General features: G+C 71.8%; 19 protein-coding genes. 9 read left to right on the forward strand and 10 right to left on the reverse strand.

The window, feature by feature from the left end; genetic code table 11:
- Positions 1 to 35: 35 nt before the first annotated feature.
- Together ACWCSV_RS12785 and ACWCSV_RS12790 are read right to left on the reverse strand one after the other, a co-directional pair.
- The gene (locus ACWCSV_RS12785) at positions 36 to 1,121 is read right to left on the reverse strand and encodes a carbohydrate ABC transporter permease (RefSeq protein WP_451141385.1); all 1,086 of its coding nucleotides are present in this window, start codon (positions 1,119 to 1,121) and stop codon (positions 36 to 38) included.
- The gene (locus ACWCSV_RS12790; RefSeq protein ID WP_451141387.1) at positions 1,118 to 2,452 is read right to left on the reverse strand and encodes an ABC transporter substrate-binding protein; all 1,335 of its coding nucleotides are present in this window, start codon (positions 2,450 to 2,452) and stop codon (positions 1,118 to 1,120) included. The genes ACWCSV_RS12785 and ACWCSV_RS12790 overlap by 4 nt, the downstream gene beginning before the upstream one ends.
- A gap of 489 nt (positions 2,453 to 2,941) precedes the next feature.
- Between ACWCSV_RS12790 and ACWCSV_RS12795 the strand changes: the two genes are divergently transcribed.
- From ACWCSV_RS12795 to ACWCSV_RS12810, 4 genes are all read left to right on the forward strand, one after another.
- Entirely contained in the window at positions 2,942 to 4,471 is a 1,530-nt protein-coding gene (locus tag ACWCSV_RS12795; protein ID WP_451141389.1) for a sulfatase-like hydrolase/transferase, read from the forward strand.
- Between the two features lie 318 nt (positions 4,472 to 4,789).
- On the forward strand, positions 4,790 to 5,023 hold the full coding sequence (locus ACWCSV_RS12800; RefSeq protein ID WP_451141391.1) for a hypothetical protein: 234 nt from the start codon (positions 4,790 to 4,792) through the stop codon (positions 5,021 to 5,023).
- Between the two features lie 222 nt (positions 5,024 to 5,245).
- On the forward strand, positions 5,246 to 6,208 hold the full coding sequence (locus ACWCSV_RS12805) for a RimK family alpha-L-glutamate ligase (RefSeq protein WP_451141393.1): 963 nt from the start codon (positions 5,246 to 5,248) through the stop codon (positions 6,206 to 6,208).
- A 189-nt stretch (positions 6,209 to 6,397) separates the two neighbouring features.
- A complete protein-coding gene (locus tag ACWCSV_RS12810; RefSeq protein ID WP_451141395.1) occupies positions 6,398 to 7,111 on the forward strand; it encodes a GNAT family N-acetyltransferase in 714 nt (237 codons plus the stop codon).
- 119 nt (positions 7,112 to 7,230) lie between these two features.
- Here ACWCSV_RS12810 and ACWCSV_RS12815 read toward each other — a convergent pair whose 3' ends face one another.
- Complete coding sequence (locus ACWCSV_RS12815; RefSeq protein WP_451141397.1) at positions 7,231 to 7,608, reverse strand: VOC family protein; 378 nt, start codon at positions 7,606 to 7,608, stop codon at positions 7,231 to 7,233.
- Between the two features lie 287 nt (positions 7,609 to 7,895).
- On the opposite strand from ACWCSV_RS12815, the gene ACWCSV_RS12820 reads away from it, so the two are divergent.
- Complete coding sequence (locus ACWCSV_RS12820; RefSeq protein ID WP_451141399.1) at positions 7,896 to 8,720, forward strand: alpha/beta fold hydrolase; 825 nt, start codon at positions 7,896 to 7,898, stop codon at positions 8,718 to 8,720.
- A gap of 28 nt (positions 8,721 to 8,748) precedes the next feature.
- Here the strand turns inward: ACWCSV_RS12820 and ACWCSV_RS12825 are convergent, their stop codons facing one another.
- The 3 genes from ACWCSV_RS12825 to ACWCSV_RS12835 form a co-directional block, all read right to left on the reverse strand.
- On the reverse strand, positions 8,749 to 9,189 hold the full coding sequence (locus tag ACWCSV_RS12825) for a hypothetical protein (protein ID WP_451141401.1): 441 nt from the start codon (positions 9,187 to 9,189) through the stop codon (positions 8,749 to 8,751).
- Positions 9,190 to 9,418: 229 nt separating this feature from the next.
- Entirely contained in the window at positions 9,419 to 9,628 is a 210-nt protein-coding gene (locus tag ACWCSV_RS12830) for a DUF397 domain-containing protein (protein WP_451141403.1), read from the reverse strand.
- Positions 9,628 to 10,467, reverse strand: a complete 840-nt coding sequence (locus ACWCSV_RS12835; RefSeq protein WP_451141405.1) for a helix-turn-helix domain-containing protein — start codon at positions 10,465 to 10,467, stop codon at positions 9,628 to 9,630. Before ACWCSV_RS12835 ends, ACWCSV_RS12830 begins: the two co-directional genes overlap by 1 nt.
- Before the next feature lie 92 nt (positions 10,468 to 10,559).
- Here ACWCSV_RS12835 and ACWCSV_RS12840 point away from each other — a divergent pair, with 92 nt between their 5' ends.
- The 3 genes from ACWCSV_RS12840 to ACWCSV_RS12850 all read left to right on the forward strand — a co-directional run bounded on the left by ACWCSV_RS12840 (position 10,560) and on the right by ACWCSV_RS12850 (position 11,854).
- Positions 10,560 to 10,817, forward strand: a complete 258-nt coding sequence (locus ACWCSV_RS12840) for a hypothetical protein (protein WP_451141407.1) — start codon at positions 10,560 to 10,562, stop codon at positions 10,815 to 10,817.
- A gap of 14 nt (positions 10,818 to 10,831) precedes the next feature.
- Entirely contained in the window at positions 10,832 to 11,026 is a 195-nt protein-coding gene (locus tag ACWCSV_RS12845) for a hypothetical protein (RefSeq protein WP_451141409.1), read from the forward strand.
- 201 nt (positions 11,027 to 11,227) lie between these two features.
- Positions 11,228 to 11,854, forward strand: coding sequence for an SMI1/KNR4 family protein (locus ACWCSV_RS12850; protein ID WP_451141411.1), 627 nt, complete (start codon positions 11,228 to 11,230; stop codon positions 11,852 to 11,854).
- A 42-nt stretch (positions 11,855 to 11,896) separates the two neighbouring features.
- On the opposite strand, the gene pdxR is transcribed toward ACWCSV_RS12850, so the two are convergent.
- A complete protein-coding gene (gene pdxR, locus ACWCSV_RS12855) occupies positions 11,897 to 13,297 on the reverse strand; it encodes a MocR-like pyridoxine biosynthesis transcription factor PdxR (RefSeq protein ID WP_451141413.1) in 1,401 nt (466 codons plus the stop codon).
- A gap of 47 nt (positions 13,298 to 13,344) precedes the next feature.
- On the opposite strand from pdxR, the gene ACWCSV_RS12860 reads away from it, so the two are divergent.
- The gene (locus ACWCSV_RS12860; protein ID WP_451141415.1) at positions 13,345 to 13,851 is read left to right on the forward strand and encodes a carboxymuconolactone decarboxylase family protein; all 507 of its coding nucleotides are present in this window, start codon (positions 13,345 to 13,347) and stop codon (positions 13,849 to 13,851) included.
- A gap of 73 nt (positions 13,852 to 13,924) precedes the next feature.
- On the opposite strand, the gene ACWCSV_RS12865 is transcribed toward ACWCSV_RS12860, so the two are convergent.
- Genes ACWCSV_RS12865 through ACWCSV_RS12875 form a run of 3 tightly spaced genes read right to left on the reverse strand, consistent with a single transcriptional unit; the run spans position 13,925 to position 17,289 of the window.
- Positions 13,925 to 14,956, reverse strand: coding sequence for a serine/arginine repetitive matrix protein 2 (locus ACWCSV_RS12865; RefSeq protein ID WP_451141417.1), 1,032 nt, complete (start codon positions 14,954 to 14,956; stop codon positions 13,925 to 13,927).
- A gap of 3 nt (positions 14,957 to 14,959) precedes the next feature.
- The gene (locus ACWCSV_RS12870) at positions 14,960 to 15,340 is read right to left on the reverse strand and encodes a hypothetical protein (RefSeq protein ID WP_451141419.1); all 381 of its coding nucleotides are present in this window, start codon (positions 15,338 to 15,340) and stop codon (positions 14,960 to 14,962) included.
- 32 nt (positions 15,341 to 15,372) lie between these two features.
- Positions 15,373 to 17,289: a hypothetical protein gene (locus tag ACWCSV_RS12875; protein WP_451141421.1), complete on the reverse strand. Its 1,917-nt coding sequence runs from the start codon at positions 17,287 to 17,289 to the stop codon at positions 15,373 to 15,375.
- Positions 17,290 to 17,392: the final 103 nt, after the last annotated feature.

A 17,392-nucleotide genomic window follows, 5' to 3' on the forward strand; every position in this document is an offset into this window, starting at 1 on the left:
GTGCCGCGCGCTCAGAACCGCACGGTGCCGCGCGCTCAGAACTGCACGGTGTCGCGCCGCATGACGCGGCGGATCAGGACGACGAGGACACCGACCAGGGTCACCATCACGACGGCACTCGCCGCGGCGGAGCCGTAGCGGGGCACGCCACCGGAGGCGAACGCCTCCCCGTAGGTGTAGAGCGCGGTGTTCCACACCCCGGCGTCGGGCATCTGTCCGGCCGCTCCGGCGAAGGCGTAGATGAACTCGAAGACCTTGACGGCACTGATGGTCCAGAGCACCGCGCAGACGCCGACGACCTCCCACATCAGGGGCAGGGTCACGTGGCGGAACTTCTGGAAGGCGTTGGCTCCGGCCAGCTCGCAGTCCTCGTACAGCTCCGGCGGGATCTGGTCCACGGCGGCCATCAGGATGGTGGTGTAGAAGCCGGTCGACGTCCAGACCAGGCCGACCATGATGACCCGGAAGATATTGCTCTGGCCGAGCCAGTTCGGCGGGTGCTCCATGCCCAGGGCGCCCATCAGCGCGTCGGCGAGTCCGTCGTGCTGGAAGAGGAACCCCCAGAGGATCGAGAGCACCACGCTGGGGACGATGTTGGGGAAGAAGAGGATGGAGCGGGCGGCCTTGCGGCCCCTCATGTCCCGGAGCACCATCGTCAGCCCGAAGGAGACCAGGAAGGTCAGCCCGCCGACGCCGAGGATGATCCACAGGGTGTTGGTGAAGGACTGCTGGAAGGTCGGATCGTCGAACAGGCGGCGGTAGTTGTCGACGCCGACGAAGGTCATGGGGCCCGCCCCGGCCCACTTGTTGAAGCTGAGCCACACCGTGTAGAGCGACGGGCCTGCGAAGAAGACGACGTAGACGAGGACGGCCGGGGCGAGGAGCGGCCAGAACAGCTTGCGGCGCCGTGCGGCGAGCGGGCTGGTGCGGGTGGCGGCGCGTACGGCGGACGGCTTCCTGCCGGTACGCGCTCCGCCCGCCCTCCCGCCGCCGGCCTTCACGTCGGTCGGGCCCACGCCGGTCGGGTTCACGTCGGTCGGGTTCACGTCGGCGGCCTTCCCGTCGGCGGCCTTCCCGTCGATGGGACGCACGTCGCCGGCCGTCACCTCGGTGGCCGTCACGAGGCGTTCTTCCAGTAGTCCGCGGTGCCGGACTTGAGCTTCCCCGCGAAGGACTCGGCGCTCAGCTTGCCCGTGATGAAGCTGGTGTTGAGCGGCTGGAAGACCTTGGTGTACCACTCGGCCGCCGTCTCCTTCACCCCGTCGAGCGTCTTGACGGGCGTACCGGCGGCCAGGGCCTTCTGCGCGTCGGCGAGTTCGGCCGGGGCGGGGATGTCCGCGCGGGGGGTGATGTTCTTGGCCTCGGTGGAGATGCCGGCGAGCTGCCGCTTGGCGAAGAAGTAGGCGATGAACTTGCTCGCGGCGGTGGTGTTCTTCGCCTTCTTCGGGATGGAGAAGCCGATGAGCGAGATGTCCTGCGCCTGCTTCCCGCCGTCCGTGTTCACCGCCGGTACGGGGAACGAGCGGTAGCTGAAGCCGGGTGAGGCGAACTCGGCGGTCTCGCTGGGAGCGAAGGTGCCCAGCAGCAGGAAGTCCGACTTGCCCTTGGCCCACTTCTGCTGCACGGCGGGCCACTTGGAGCCGTCGTAACCCCCGGTGAAGTCACCGGCCTCGACCAGGTCCTGGACCCGCTTGAGGGCGGCGACGAACTCCGGTGCCTCGAAGCCCTTCCCGGTCGGGTCGGTGGCCGCCTTGCCGAAGGCGCCGGGGCCGAGTGCGCGCAGGACGGCGTAGTACGTCCAGTAGGCGGAGTAGTCCGCGATGTCGGCGTCCAGCGCGAGCGGGCCGTCGCCGCGCTCCTTCTTCCGGTCCGCGAGCAGCGCGGTGAACTCTTGCCAGGTGGCCGGCGGCTTGGCGGCCACGTCGGGCAGAGCCTTGCCGTCGTACCAGACCTGGGTGGTGAGCACCTCGTAGGGGATCTGCCAGAGGGCACCCTTGTCCGTGTTCAGGTCACGGTAGGAGGCCGGTACGACGCTGCCGACGGTGCTGCCGGTCTCGCCGGGTATCTCCTGGTCGAGCACGGGGGTGAGGTCGAGCGCCTGGCCGGTGGCCTGGAGCTGCGCGTAGGCGAAGCGGTCCGCGGAGTCGACCAGGTCGGCGGGGACGTTGGCGGTGTTCAGGGTGGGGGCCAGTTGCTGGACGACCTGACGGCCCTTCCACTGCACGCGGACCTTGATGCCGGTGTCCTTGGTGAACGTGTCGATCGCGGCCTGCAGCACCTTGGCCTGCGGCTCGTTCTGCTTCCACATCGACCAGTAGGTGAAGGAGTCGCCGCCCCCGCCGGCCGAGGAGGCGCCGGAGGAACAAGCGGATGCCGTGAGGCCGAGGGTCGCCGCCAGGGCGACGGCGAGAACGGTGCGGCGCGAAAGGCGCGCGGATCGGTCGGAAGGCATGGCTCTCCTCGGAGACGGGGGTCTGAGGCGGGGCGTGCGAGGTGGCCCAATGATTTCCAGCCATTCATAGAGTGGTCAATCGCTCTTTGAGCGCATGAATTGCCTATGAATTTGGGGCGGTCGGCAGTCGATCTGCCGCAAGTCCGGCTCATCTGCAGGTGGTAGTGGGTGACCGATGCGGAACGAGCGGCCGAACCCGAACCCAAGACATCAGCAATTCATTCGCCTGAAACAGTTGACTTGTCCGGCCACCAGACCCCAGGCTCTGCACAGCCCGGCGCAACCGGGGCGTGCCGGCGAACTGCCGACTGGCGGGAGCCGGTGACACCACCCGCCGCCGCCCGTCCCGCCGTGTCCGGCCCGGTGCTCCCGCTCCCGTGCTCGGCTCCCGGCTCAGTGCTCCGGCGCCCGGCTCCCGTACTCCGGCACCGGGCCGCTTTCCCGTCCGGGCCGCCCGACTCCCGTCCGGTCCAACCGAGGAGGACCCCCATGGCCAGCCGCGATCCGTACCGCCCCAACGTCCTGCTGATCCTCTCGGACGACCAGGGGCCGTGGGCCATGGGCTGTGCGGGCAACGACGAGATCCGCACCCCGCACCTCGACGCGCTGGCGGACCGCGGGGTCCGTTTCAGCCGCTTCTTCTGCACCTCGCCGGTCTGCTCGCCGGCCCGCGCCTCGCTCTTCACCGGCGAACTGCCGTCCCAGCACGGGGTGCACGACTGGCTCTCGTACCATCACGCGGGGCGGACGGGCATCGACTTCCTGTCCGGAAGAACCCTGTTCACCGACGTCCTCGCCGACGCGGGTTACCGCCTCGGCCTCAGCGGCAAGTGGCACCTGGGCGCCAACGACCGGCCCCGCAAGGGCTTCGTGCACTGGTACGCGCACGAGAGCGGCGGCGGCCCCTACTACGGCGCCCCGCTCTACCGTGACGGCGTGCGGACCGAGGAGCCCGCCTACCTCACCGACGCGCTCGCCGCGGACGCGCAGGACTTCCTCACCGCCGAGTCCGGGCGCCCCGAGCCCTTCCACCTCTCCCTGCACTTCACCGCCCCGCACAAGCCGTGGAAGGGCCAGCACCCGGCGGAGTACACGGCGTTGTACGAGGACTGCGCCTTCGACAGCTGCCCGCAGGGCCCCGCGCACCCCTGGCAGCCCGTGGACGCGGACGGTGCCCCCGTCGGTGGCGAGAGCGACACCCGGGAGGCCCTCATCGGCTACTTCGCGGCCACGACCGCGATGGACGCCGCGGTGGGCCGGGTGCTCGACCGGCTCGACGCGCTCGGGCTCAGCGAATCCACGCTGGTGATCTTCACGAGCGACAACGGCTTCAACGCCGGGCACCACGGCATCTGGGGCAAGGGCAACGGCACCTTCCCGCAGAACATGTACGACAGCTCGGTGCTGGTGCCCTTCCTGATCGCACAGCCAGGCCGCATCCCGGCCGGCCGGCACAGCGAGGCGCTGCTCTCCCAGTACGACGTGCTGCCCACGCTGGTGGACCACCTCGGCCTCGGCCACCGCCACGACCCCGCCCTCCCGGGCCGCTCCTTCGCGGACATCCTGACGGGAGCGGACATCCTGACGGGAGGGGGCCCGGCCCCCACGGACACCGGACCGGGCACCCGACGGATCGGTGAACCCGGCGCCGAGGCCCCCGAGGCCGCCGAGGCCGCCGAGGCCGCCGACCGTGAACGCGTCGTCGTCTACGACGAGTACGGCCCGGTCCGCATGATCCGCACCCGGGACCTCAAGTACGTCCACCGCTACCCGCACGGCCCGCACGAGTTCTACGACCTGGCCGCCGACCCCGGTGAGGAGCACAACCTCGTCGCCGACCCGGCCCGCGCCGCCGAGCGCATCGACCTCGCCGCCCGCCTGGACGCCTGGTTCGCGCGGTACGTGGACCCTGCCCAGGACGGCGCCCGGCTGCCGGTCACCGGCTCCGGCCAGCGGACCCCGGTCACCCCGGGCTCCCTGCCGACGGCCTTCGAGCCGGCCCCGGGCAGCGCTTCCTGAGACGGCGGTGAGGGGCGCGTCGGGTACGCTCGCACCGCTTACCGCCGGGCCCGCGCGCCGCGCCCGCAGGAGCCGACCGCATACCGGTCAACCTGCCTCCCGGTTTTCATCCCCCCGCTCCCGACCCGTGGTCCGGCCGTCCGGAGCGGGCGCCGCGACGACGCCGGTAGGGCCCGGACGCATGCACCCGGATGACCCCCGTGCAGGTCGGCCCCGGTTTCCATACCAACCGCGCCGTTTCTGCCTCACTCTAGGGGTGCCGGGACGCCCACCAGGTGTCCCGAAGAGCACCACCAGGGTGCGGAGAGGACGAGAAGAGTGAACGCCAAGAGAAGCGAACCCGCTGTCGGGGCGCTGGTGGTGGACGCGACGAGGCCGGACGTGATCGGCGAGTTCCGGAGCGTCACCGGCCCCTTCTGGCAGCTGCGGCCGGTATCCGGAGGGGTCGAGTGGCAGGCCGATCCGGAGCAGGTCCGGTTCGCGGACCCCGCCGAACGGCTGCGCGCCGAGAACGCGCGGTGCAACGCGCGGAGCCGGGGCGAACGGCTGTGACCGCGCGGGCTCGGGCCCACCCCTCACGGGCCCGCGCCCCGCGACCCCACCGGGCGGGCCGGGTAGGCTACGCGCCGCCCCGCCTCCCCGTCCGGGCGCTGCGGCTCCCCTCCGGCTCGGGGCGCTCTTTGGTGTTCAACATCCCCGTTCCCCTCAGGAATTCGTACGTGCCGCGCTAGGTTCCTGCCGGTCCCGATGCCGAGCCGGAGAGGCGAACAGACGATGAGGCGTACGGAGTTACTGCCCCGCACGGACGTGTGGCTGCTGGTACGGGAGCTCCCCGTACCCCTGCAAGGCGCGACGCAGAGGCTGGCGGACGCCCTCGCGGCGCTCCACGGGCCTGGGTTCGCGGTCTGGCACACCAACGAGTTCGTGTTCGGCGTCCACCAGGGGCGGCTGTTCCTGCGGACCCTGGGCGGCGCGGAGGTACCCGCCCCGAAGGTCGTCCTCATACGCCAGACCCCCGGGTCCATGCACTACGACCGCGAGGTGACCCTGCTGCGGCACCTGGAGCGGATGGGGGCCACCCTCGTCAATCCGCTGGCCGCGCACCTCGCCTGCCGCAACAAGGTGTGGCAGATGCAGGAGTTGGCCCTGGCCGGGCTTCCGGTGCCCGACACCCTCTCGTACGGGACGGCGCCGCTGGAAGGCGTGGTCCGCACCACCGGCCTCGACACCCCGTGCGTGGTCAAGTCGGTCACCGGCCACAAGGGCAAGCAGGTGTTCCTCGCTCCCGACACCCACCTGCTGCGCGGCGTCGCGGGTGCCCTGGCGCAGGAGACCCCGCATCTCTTCCAGGAGTACGTGTCCCACTCGCACGGACGGGACCTGCGCCTGATCGTGGTCGACGGGGAGACCGTGGGTGCCGCCGTACGTACCTCCCGAGGCGGCGGCCTCGCCTCGAACATCGGCCAGGGCGGCTCGGCCGCCGTCTGCACCGGCGAGTACCCGGAGGCGGAGGCGCTGGCCGTACGGGCGGCCGGGGCGATGGGGCTCGCCATCGCCGGGGTGGACCTCCTCTTCGCGTCGGAGGGCACCTTCACCGTCTGCGAGGTCAACGCGGTGCCCGGCTGGCGCCCGCAGATGACGGCGGTCCTGCCCGCCATCACCGCCTGCGTCGGAAGCCGTCTCACGGCGGCCGACGAGTCCGCCGGAAGCCCCCGGCCCGAGCCCACGGCCCCCTGACCCGGCCGCAGGTGACACGCGCGGACCGTGCGGGCCACCCTGCCGGCCCGCGCGCTTCCGTCTGCCAGGCTGGGCCCTGGGGCCGGCGGGTATGCATCCGGGGCTCCCGGTCAGCACTCGGCACGCCGCACCGCGGTCCCCGCCCCACCGCGGGTGGCCTCGTGGACAGGCGCAGGAAGGACAGACGACATGCAGGTGACCGACATCGGGCTGGACAGTCCGCTGCTGGACGTGGTGTACGACGAACTCCTCGTCCCCAACTTCCCGGCTCACGAGCTGGTCACCCGCGAGGAGCTGCGTGCGGGCCTGAAGTCGGGGGCGCAGTGGATCTCGGCCGTCGTGCGCGAGGGCCGCCCCGACGGTGTCGCGATCGCCGAGTGGTCACCGGCCAGCCGGGTGCTGCTGCTCTCGTACATGGCGGTGCGCCGGGACCTGAGGTCCTCGGGCATCGGCGGCGCCCTGATGGGCGAGATCCGCACCGGCTGGCAGGCCCGCGTCCACCCGCTGCTGACCCTCGCCGAGGTCGAACACCCCGCCGCGCACCGCCCGGACGGTGAACACGGCGACCAGACCGCCCGTCTCCGCTTCTACGCCCGCCACGGCGCGCGCGTGCTGGACGTGCCCTACTTCCAGCCCTCCCTGCGCCCCGGCGCCGCCAGGGTGCCCGGCATGGTGCTGGCGCTGCTCACCACCGCGCCGGAGCTCGCGGACGCGGCGGACGGCGCGGCGGTCGTGCCGTCCGAGCCGGTCCGGGGGTACATGACGGAGTACTTCGAGGAGGCCGAGGGCTCCGTACCCGACGACCCCGCGACCACCGCCCTGTTCGCCGCGATGCCGCCCGGTGGCATCGCTCTGCTGCCGATCGACGACATCGCGGCCCTGCCGTGCACGACGGACGTGTGACCTGGGGTCTTTCGTCCTGGGGCGAAGCCTGCACGCACGAGCGCCCCGGCTCCGTCACAAAGTCGGGGCGCTCGGTCGCAGGGCGTCGGCCGTCGGCCGTAGGGCGTCGGCGTAGCCCCTCAGTCCTGGGGGCGGTTGCGGCAGAGGCAGAACGGGTGCCCGGCCGGGTCGGTGTAGACCTGCCAGCCGTACCCGGATTCGCCGACGAAGCTCTTCAGGAAGGTCGCACCCAGTTCGACCACCCGCTGGTGCTCGGGCTCGAACTCGTCCACCTCGAAGTCGAGATGGAACTGCTGCGGGTGCTCCTGGCCCGGCCAGACGGGCGGCTGGTAGGGCTCCACCCGCTGGAACGACAGCTCGATCCCGTCGTTGCGCAGGTTGACCCAGTCCTTCTGGCTGATCTCGGTGTTGATCTCCCAGTCCAGCACCTTGGCGTAGAACTCGGCCAGCTTCCAGGGGTCGGGGCAGTCGAGGATGACGTCGGTGAACTTCAGCATCGGAGCATCATAGGGCGCACCGACGGATACCGGCGGTGAATAAGTGGGCGTGGTCCGGGGGTGGTTCGGGGAGCTTCGGCGGTGGTTCCGTGGCCTTCCGGCGACCGGTCCGGTGAGCGGTGCGGTGGCCGCTCCGGTGCCCGGCCGCACCGCCGGTCCCGGAGCGCTGACCGCGCTCCACGGGAGGGTGGTGCCGGGACGTTCTCGGGGCAGAAGCCCACTCTCCGGGAATACCGGCAGACGGCTCGCGAATCGCGCCGGCCAGGCCGGAGAGAGGGAGGTCCACCGTGGAGTGGAGGCTGGACGAGGAGTTCGGGACGCCCGGCGGGACGATCCGGTGGAACCGCTTCGGCAGCGGGGACCCCGTCGTCCTGGTGCACGGCACCCCGTACTCCTCGTACCTCTGGCGGGACGTCGCACCGGCCCTCGCCCGTACCCGTACGGTCTACGTCTTCGACCACCTCGGCTTCGGCCGGTCGGACCAGCGCGAGGGCCAGGACCTCGGCCTCGCCGCCCACGCGCGGAACTTCGCCGCGCTCCTCGACCACTGGGGGCTGGCCTGCCCCAGCGTCGTCGCGCACGACATCGGCGGCGCCGTGGCCCTGCGGACGCTGCTGCTGGAGGAGCGGGAGTACCGGGACCTGACCCTCTTCGACGCGGTGAGCGGGGGCGACTGGGAGCGTGGGCTCTTCCGGCTCGTCCTTGAGCACGCGGACGTCTTCGGGCAGCTCCCGGAGTACGCGCACGAGGCCCTGGTCGCCGCCCATCTGCGCCACGCCACGCACGCCGGCTTCCGGCCGGGAGTCCTCGACGCGCACCTCGCCCCGTGGCGGGGACCCGAGGGGCAGGCCGCGTTCTACCGGCAGTACCGCCAGATCCGGCAGACCGACACCGCCGCGTACGAGGAGCTGCTGGGCGACGTCTCGATTCCGGTACGGATCGTCTGGGGGCGGGAGGACCGCATCCTTCCCCCCGAGTACGCGCGATGGCTGCACGAGCACGTCCCGCACGCCGAACTGCACTGGATCGAGGGCGCGGGCCACCTCCTCCAGGAGGACGCACCGGGACAGCTCGTGGCCCACCTCACCGCCGGGTTCCCGCCGAGGGCGTGAGGACAGCGGCTCAGGTCGCCGACGGGGCTCAGCCGAGCGCGGGGTCGTCCAGGTCCAGCGTCAGCAGGTTGCGCCAGTCATTGGTGATGATCGCTCGACGGCCCTCGAACCGTGCTTCGACGAACGGATTGGAGAGCCACATGTAGGCGACCCACCGCAGCGAGCGATCGGCGTGGAGGCGGGCGAGGAAGCCGATGTTGCCCATCCCGCCGCCCCCGCCGACCATCCATCCTGACGCGTCCGGGAACGGGCATTCGAAGTTGACGTCCACCTCTTCGCACCCGTGCTCCGCAAGGAGCCCGCCCACGTCCAGCGCCGCCCCGAGGCGCCACGGAACCGGTTGACCGGCGTCGTAGTGATACGCGCCCGGTCCCTCGACGTACAGCTCCACGCCGGTGTCGTCCGGACGGTAGAGGCCGTCGTGGGACGGCACGTTGCCGACTCTCCAGAGCTCTTCGATCTTTCCCATGGCCCTCTCCGGCTGCGCGTCGTCCGCCGTCCGCGACAGCCTGCGGGACGGGGGTGAACGGCAGACGAACGACGCGCCTCCGACGAGGACCCCGTGGAACGGAGCCTGATCAGGCTCTCCTCGACTCCAGGTGCGGAAGTGGGGCCCTTCGTCCGAGACGCACGGTCGACGAAGGGCCCCACTGGGCGCGGTGCGGGGTCCACCGCGCCCCAGAAGGAGGGGCAGATGCTCAGAGGGAGCCGAACTCGCCGCCCTTGACGCCCGCCACGAAGGATGCGAACGCGTCGGCGGGGACCGACAGCACGGGGCCGTTCGGGTTCTTTGAGTCGCGGACGGGGACCACGCCCGTCGCGGACGCGTGGGCCGGTGCCCACTCGACGCACGAACCGCCGTTGCCGCTGTAGGAGGACTTGGACCAGAGGAGGGGAGCTTCGGTCATCACGCGGTGCCCTTTCGTACCTCATCGATCATGGCCACGGAGGCCGCCTGCGAGAGCGCCTCGGCCTGCAACAGATGGTAGGCCCTCACCAGCGGGAGGACAGAAGTCATCTCCCTGTCCAGGTGCCCATGCGTTTGAGATTCAGCGTAGGACATGACCGAACGGTCGGGCATGGTCAGCAAGTTCAACAGGTGGTTGAACGGGCGGCTCTCGCCCATGGCGTACGGAGCCACCTGAAGAACGGTGTTCGCCTGCTCCGCGAAATCGGCCAGGTGCGCCAACTGGCGGTCCATGACACCGCTTCCCCCGATGGTGCGCCGGATGCAGCTCTCGTCCAGGACCGCGATCACGATGGGCGGGACGCTCCGCACCAGCGCAGCCTGCCGCTCGGCGAGGAACTCGACTCGCTCGGCGGCCTGTTCGGCGGTGATCATGCCCCGCCTGACGGCGCTCGCCTCTATGGCCGCGGCGTACTCCTCCGTCTGGAGCAGCCCGGGGATCACTCCGACCTCGAACAATCGGATCTCCGCCGCGCGGGCTTCATGCCTCAGGTACTCGGGATAGCCCTCCAGCAGGCTGCCGTTCCGGAGCTCGCCCCATGCCCGGTCGAACGACTCGGCCGTCCCGACGAGGCCGAACGCCAGGTCCAGGCTCCGCGAAAAGCGGAGAGTCGGCGGCTTGCGACCGGTTTCGACGGCGGAGACGTGTCTGCCCGAATAGCCGACCCGGTCGGCGAGTTCATCCTGCGTCCAGCCACGCGCCTCGCGTGCGCTGCGTAAGCGAGCCCCGAACGCCGCCAACGGGCTCGCCTCAGGGTTCAACTCCTTGCGGTTTACCAATGTGCCCTCCGCATGCGGAACGTTGAAGACGGCTCGACACTAGGCCACGCTGAGCCCCCTCGGTAGTCGATTCACTACGGAGAGGAGCGACGATGTCTGAAGAGAACGTCCTTCCGAACGGATCAGGACGTGCGATTCCCGCTCCCGGCGCGCTCATGGTGGACACCAGCCAGGGCGATCGCGTCGGGGAGTTCCGGGGTATGGCCGGCCCCTACTGGGCCATACGCCCCGTCGGCGGCGGAATCGAGTGGGACGTGGCGCCCGAACACGCCCGCCCGGCAACCCAGATGGAGCGGCTACGGGCAGAGAACGCGCGCTGCAACGCGCGGAGCCGAGGTGATGTGCTGTGAAGGAGAACCCCGAAGTGACCTCCACCGGAAGTGAGGATCCGCCCGGCGGCGCCCCGTGTTCCGTCTGTCTGGATTTCGACAGGGCGGAGGAGGACGCCGAGTTGACGGGTGACCTGAGCCTGGCAACGGACTGGCGGGTCCTGCGCAGGCGCCATGTGACAGCGGACCATCCGGAGCGGGCGGCGCCCCAGGTCTCCTCCTCCGGCTGAGAGCGGCGGCCCGGCCTGATCACCCGGGCACATCCGGCCCCGTGGCCACCCGGGCCTCCGGCTCTGTCGCGCACGCGACGATCCGGCGGGGTACGGGACGGGGCCGGGTCCCGAACCTGGACCTGAGCGCCGGGCGCACCCCGGGTGGGCCACCGCCCCGCCGGGCGCACCCCGGGTGGGCCACCGCCTATCCTCACCCGCATGACGACCGACTGGCCGGTGGAGGCCGAGCGCTTGGCCCGAGGCCGCCGCCCCCGCGAACCCGGACGCCCGTCCGCAGCAGGACGGGACGCGTGCCCGCCGCCGCTCTCCGAGGCGGAAGTCCGCGAGGCGGAGGCGGAGTTGGGCATCACGTTGCCGGAGCAGTACCGGGAGTACCTGCTGAGCAGGAGCGCGGGCGGTGCGGTGAACCGCCTGCGGCGCACCGGGGCCGGCTGGGGCTGGGAGGGGGACGGCGCCACCAACTACGCCTTGCTCTCCACCCCTTTTCCCCATCCCGACTCCTACCGGGACCATGAGGACGCGCTGAACGCCCGCGAACCGGAGCCGGAGCACTTCGCCGGCGTCGGGGCCCACGGGGAGGCGTGGGCACGGTGGGATGCCGAGTACGAGGTGCTCCAGGAGCGGAAGACCTCCGGCGCCGTGTTCGTCCAGGACAACGGCTGCGGTTTCGCGACGCTGCTCGTCGTCACAGGTCCGCTCCGGGGCTCCCTGTGGTTCGACGGCCGGGCCACCTGCGACCGGATCCTTCCGCTGACCCTGGACGGCCGGCCGGTGTCGTTCCTGGAGTGGCTCGGCCGGGAGTCCATGGACCTGCTCGGCTGGTGAGGGCGGGAGAGCTCGGGGGGCACCTCACGGCAGGCGCACCCCTCACGGCAGCACCCGGCAGAGGGCGTCCAGAGTCCCCTTCCACGCGCTGTCGGGCGGTGAGCCGTAGCTGATGACCAACGCGTCGCGCTCCCGTTCGGCGTCCGGGTGGCGGAAGTAGGAGAGGCCCTCCAGGGCCAGTCCCTGGAAGGCGGCGGCGGAGATCACCGAGCGTTCGGTGCCTTCGGGGAGTTCGAGGACGGCGTGCAGACCGGCCGCGATACCGCTGATCCGGATGTCCGGGGCGCGTTCGGCGAGGGCGGCGACGAGCTGGTCGCGGCGGCGCCGGTAGCGCAGCCGCATCGCGCGTACGTGGCGGTCGTACGCGCCCGAGGCGATGAACTCCGCGAGGGCGAGCTGCTCCAGCGAGCCGGTGGTCCAGTCGGAGAAGCCCTTGGCGGCGGCGACCTCCTCGACCATGCCGGCGGGCGGCACCATCCAGCCCAACCGCAGCCCCGGGGCGAGGGACTTGCTCGCGGTGCCGATGTAGACGACCCGGTCGGGGTCGAGTCCCTGGAGGCTGCCGACCGGTTGGCGGTCGTACCGGAACTCGCCGTCGTAATCGTCCTCGACGATCACCCCGCCCGTCGCGCGCGCCCAGTCGACGGCGGCCGCCCGCCGGTCCGGGTCCAGCGGGACGCCCGTCGGGAACTGGTGGGCCGGTGTCATCAGTACGGCGCCGACCCCGCGCATGCCCATCAACTCGTCGGTCACCGTGCCCTGTTCGTCGAGCGGAAGGCAGGGGGTGCGCAGTCCGGCATCGGCGAGGACGCCCCGGTGGAAGTCGAGTCCGTACGGTTCGACGGCGACCTCGCGTACCCGCCGTTTCCTCAACACCGCACCCAGCAGGCGCAGTCCGTGGATGAACCCCGAGCAGATCACCACCCGTTCCGGGTCGGCGTACACCCCGCGCGCGCGGCCCAGGTACTCCGCGATGGCGGTGCGCAGCTCGATACGGCCGCGCGGGTCTCCGTACCCGAAGGCCTCGTTGGGGGCTCGGGTGAGTGCGCGGCGGGAGGCGCGGAGCCAGGCGGCGCGCGGGAAGGAGGCCAGGTCCGGCTGGCCGGGCATCAGGCTGTACGTGGGCAGGCGGCGGGCAGGCAGGGCCCTGCGGGCGGCCGGGGTTCCGCCGCGCGGCTCCGACCGCCGGGCGACCCGGGTCCCCGAGCCCTGGCGGGCGGTGAGCCAGCCCTCGGCGACCAGCTCCGCGTAGGCGTCCGCCACCGTGTTCCGGGCGATCCCGAGGTCCGCGGCGAGCGCCCGGGAGGACGGCAGCCGGGTGCCGGGCGTCAGCCTTCCCGTGCGTACGGCGTCCCGCAGCGCCTCCATCAGCCCGTCGCGGAGCCCGCCGGCGTGCGGCTCGATGTGCAGGTCGGCCCCGAAAGTGGCCCAGGAATCCGTCATGGAAATGGACCATAGCCGGGCGCCACCCGCGTCGTAGCGTGGTGGCCATGACGACACCGACCCACACCCACGCCACGTCCGAGTTCGCCCCCGAGCACACCCCGCGCCTCAACTGGGCGGAGCTCGCCCCCGACGTCTACAAGGCCATGGTCCGGCTCGACGCGGCTGCCCGTAAGGGACTCGACCCGGTCATCGGCGAGCTGGTGAAGATCCGTTCCTCGCAGCTCAACCACTGCGCGTTCTGCCTGGACATGCACACCAAGGACGCCCTCGCCCAGGGCGAGACCGTGCAGCGGATCGTCCAGCTCAGCGCCTGGGAGGAGTCGAAGCACTTCTACACGGAGAAGGAGATCGCGGCGATCGAGCTGACCGAGGCGATCACCGTGGTGACCGACGGATTCGTGCCGGACGAGGTCTGGGAGAAGGCCGCCAAGCACTTCGACGAGGCCGAGCTGGCGCACCTGGTCGCGGCGATCAACGTGATCAACGGCTGGAACCGCTTCGCCGTGAGCACACGCATGGTCCCGGGCCACTACACCCCGGGCGCCCACTGACCCACCCGCGTGCCCACCAGCGCACCCACCCGCGTGCCCGCCCGGCCGACCCGGCCCGGCGGGCACGCGGCGGTCAGAACGCCGAGCCCTCCGGGTCGAAGCCGGCCAGCGCCTGGGCGAGGATCTCCTCGTGGAGCGGCCACGCCGTTTCGGGAGCGGCGACCAGCAGGGCGTACAGCCTGCCGTCCGACGCGGTGAACACCCGGTCGACCACCTGGCGGCGGGTGCCGGTGGCCTCGTGGTCGTACGCGTAGACCAGCTCGGCGGCGTCGCCGCCGTCCGGGGAGTCCACCGCTTCGACGCTGATCTCCTGGAACCCGGGGCTGGCGCTGCGGCTCTCGGAGGCGGCGTGCACCGCGTCCATGGCGCTGGTGACCCCGGTGACCTGCCAGACCTGGAGCAGCGAGGTGCCGTCGTCGGAGGTGTAGTAGACGCCGTGCTCGTCCTCGGTGCGGTTCTGCCACTCCTCGGGCACGAAGACGGTGAAGCCGCTCCGGTCCGAGACGGCCGCGTACCCGGGTTCGGGCGTCGCCGCGGCGGACTCCTCGTCCGTGGGGGCAGGGCCCTCACCGGTCGGTTCGGCGGCGGACTCCTCACCGGCGCTCTCCTCGCCGGCCACGCCCACCGGGGAGACGGACTCGGAGGCCGACGCCCCCCGGGCCGTCGGGTGGTGGTCGTCGTCCTGCGCGAGCGTGAACCAGAGGGCGGCCGTGCACGCGGCGAGCACGCCGACGGTGAGTCCGGCGGTCAGCGGGGTGAACCGCTGCCACAGGGTGCCGACGCCTTCCTCCCTTACGCCGTCCCCGGGCTCGACCTCGCCGATGAACCCGCCGACGAAGTGACCGCCCGTCCCGCCGTCCCGGCCGGGATCGGACCCGCCCTCGAACCCGCCGCGCCCGTCCGGGCCGTAGACGTATCCGCCGGATGCGCCGTCCGGAGGGCCGTCGGGCGGTGGCGGTACGTACGGGCCCGGCGGGGTCGCCGGCCGGGCCGGGGCCACGGGCGGGGAGGCGGGGAGCGGGGGCAGTACGGCCGGCGGGGGCCGGTCGCCCGTCTCCCACCTCTGTGTCTCGTCGTTCCAGCGCGGTGCGCCGCCGCCCGTCATCGGTCAGCCTCCCAGCAGTGCCGACAGCTCGTGGCCGACCGCGACACCCGACGCCAGGGTGGCGACGAAGGAGCCGGCCGCGTCCATGGCCGCGCGGAGACGGGCGAGCCGTCCGGGTGCGGCGACGCCGTCCGTCTCGATCTCCTGGGCGACGGCGGCGAGTTCGGAGTCGAGTGCCCCGGTGGCGTCGGTGGCGACGAAGCGGGCGAGGTCGGCACGCAACTCCCTTACGGTACGCAGCAGTTCGGCGTGCTCGTCGGAGACCGGCACCGAACCGTGGTTCAGGGTGACCCGGTTGTTGTCGCCGATGGCGATCGGGCTGCCCGTCATGGAGCCGATGTACACGCCGGGCGGCGGCTTCTGCTGTCCGTCCGTGCTTCCCATGGTGATGTCCCTCCGGTGGTACTGGGTCACTGCTACTGGTCTCTCGGGCCGGGGCCGAACGGCGAGGACGGCGGGGACGAGGGCCCCGAGCCCGGCCCCCGCTGCGGCGGAGTGCCCGAGGAGCCCCGGGGCCCCGGAGCGCCGGGGGTACCCGATGTACCGCCGCCGCGCCGCTCCGCGCGCAGCCGGTTGCTGGTGATGGTGTTGTTGTCGCCGACGCCGATGGCGCTGTCGGTCGCGGACTCGATGAAGACTCCGCCCGCACCGATGTGGACGATCTTCTGCTCGAACTCGTCGGTCTGCCAGCCCGCTTCGCGCAGCGCCAGGCGCACCCCGCCGGTCACCCGGTCCTCGATGCTCTTGAGGTAGCGGTCGATGTCCATCTCCTGGAAGAGCGTGGCCCGGGTGTCCGAGGCCAGCTCCCGGACCGACAGCGCGGGCCCCTCGGGGAGCGCGCCGCCATGGCCTTCGGTGAGCTGCTTCCCGCTGCCGGCCCCGCCCCTGCCGAGGGTGATCAGCGAGCCCATCAGTGAACCCGGCACCCGGGTGACCGCCCAGTGCGCCTTGCCGAACCAGCTGTTGTTGCGGTGCTGGTGCGCGATCTGGTCCAGCTCCCGGAAGAACGGCAGCAGCGGCTTCAGGATGTGCGGGGCCACCTCCAGCATCAGCATCCCGCCCTGGGTGTGGACCCGGACGAAGACGGTGACGACGACCTCCTCGCCCCAGCCGCCGACCCTGATCCGCAGGAAGTGCCTGCGGCTCTCGCCGCCCTCCTCGACGGCGGCCAGCCGGTGCGCCTCGAACCCTTCCGGCCCGTACGGCGCGTCCTGGCGCCTCGGCAGCCCCCGTACGGGGAGGAACACGCACTCGTCCACCTGGAGTTCGCGCAGCCGGTCGCGGACGGCGGCGGCAGCCTGCGGCGAGCCGTGCGGGGACGGCACCCGGAGCCCTTCCAGCAGGGGCACGATCCGGCGGAGGATCGCCGCGTTGTCGATGGGCTCGGCCTTGGCGTCGGTGCGCGGCCGGAGTTCGACGGAGAGGTTCCAGGCGCGGCGGGTGTCCCCGCTCCCGCAGAACGGATCGTCCTCGTTGTACATGATCAACGGGGAGCTCTGCTCCACGCGGATGCGGTCGCGGAGCCACCGGAACCGCCCGCCCGCGTACCGTTCGGCCGGGTCGGCGGCGAGGTCGGCGAAGCGCTGCGGGGAGAGTTCGGCGCCCATCACCCGGGAGAACTGGCCGCGTTGGAGTCCCACCAGGAAGGCGAGTCCGGCGAAGGCCAGCAGGCAGAGCCAGGGCACGGAGGTGGGCATCCCGCCGGAGAGACTGCCCACGAGGTTCGGGCCCAGGGCGAACACGCCGGGGAGGCTGTCGAGAACGCCGTCGCCCGAACCGCTGGAGCCGTAACCGCCCGAGCCGTAGCCGTCGTAGGGGTCGTACGAGTCGCCGCCGTCGAGGAATCCGAGAGTGCCGCCGAACACCGTCACGAGGACGGCCAGCACGAACAGGCCCAGGATGAAACGGGCGTACCAGCGGATCAGCAGGGCCGGGACGACCCGGTAGAAGGGCGGTTCGGCGTCGGCGCCCCGTATCAGCCGCGCGACACCGAGCCAGAAGGACGCTCCGGCGAGGATGACGAAGAAGCCCTGGGTGACGACGACGGCCAGCACCCAGGAAGCCAGTGTGCCCGCTGCCCACTGGAGTTGGGTCTTACGGGCCCAGAGGGCGTGGGCCAGGACGCGGGCCGCGTCGAAGCCCGCGGAGGGGGCGACGATCCGGTTCTCCTGGACGTACAGGTGGTCGATCACCGCGCTCCGGAAGCCCTCGTGGTGGTGGACTCCGGCACAGAGCAGTCGGCACGCCTCACTGCCCGCGGGGTGAACGGGCGGCCTGCCGCCCGGTTCGTCCCCGCCGTGCGGTTCCTGCGGCGGCACGGAAGTCACGGTCACCGGCACCCTTTCGGAGAGCAACCCGGCTCGTTCGCACAGGAGTTGCATGGGAAAGGACGCCAATGTAGCGGGCGACGGGGCGGTGGCGCGAGGCGATTGCGCG

Source organism: Streptomyces sp. NPDC001770 (assembly GCF_053596135.1).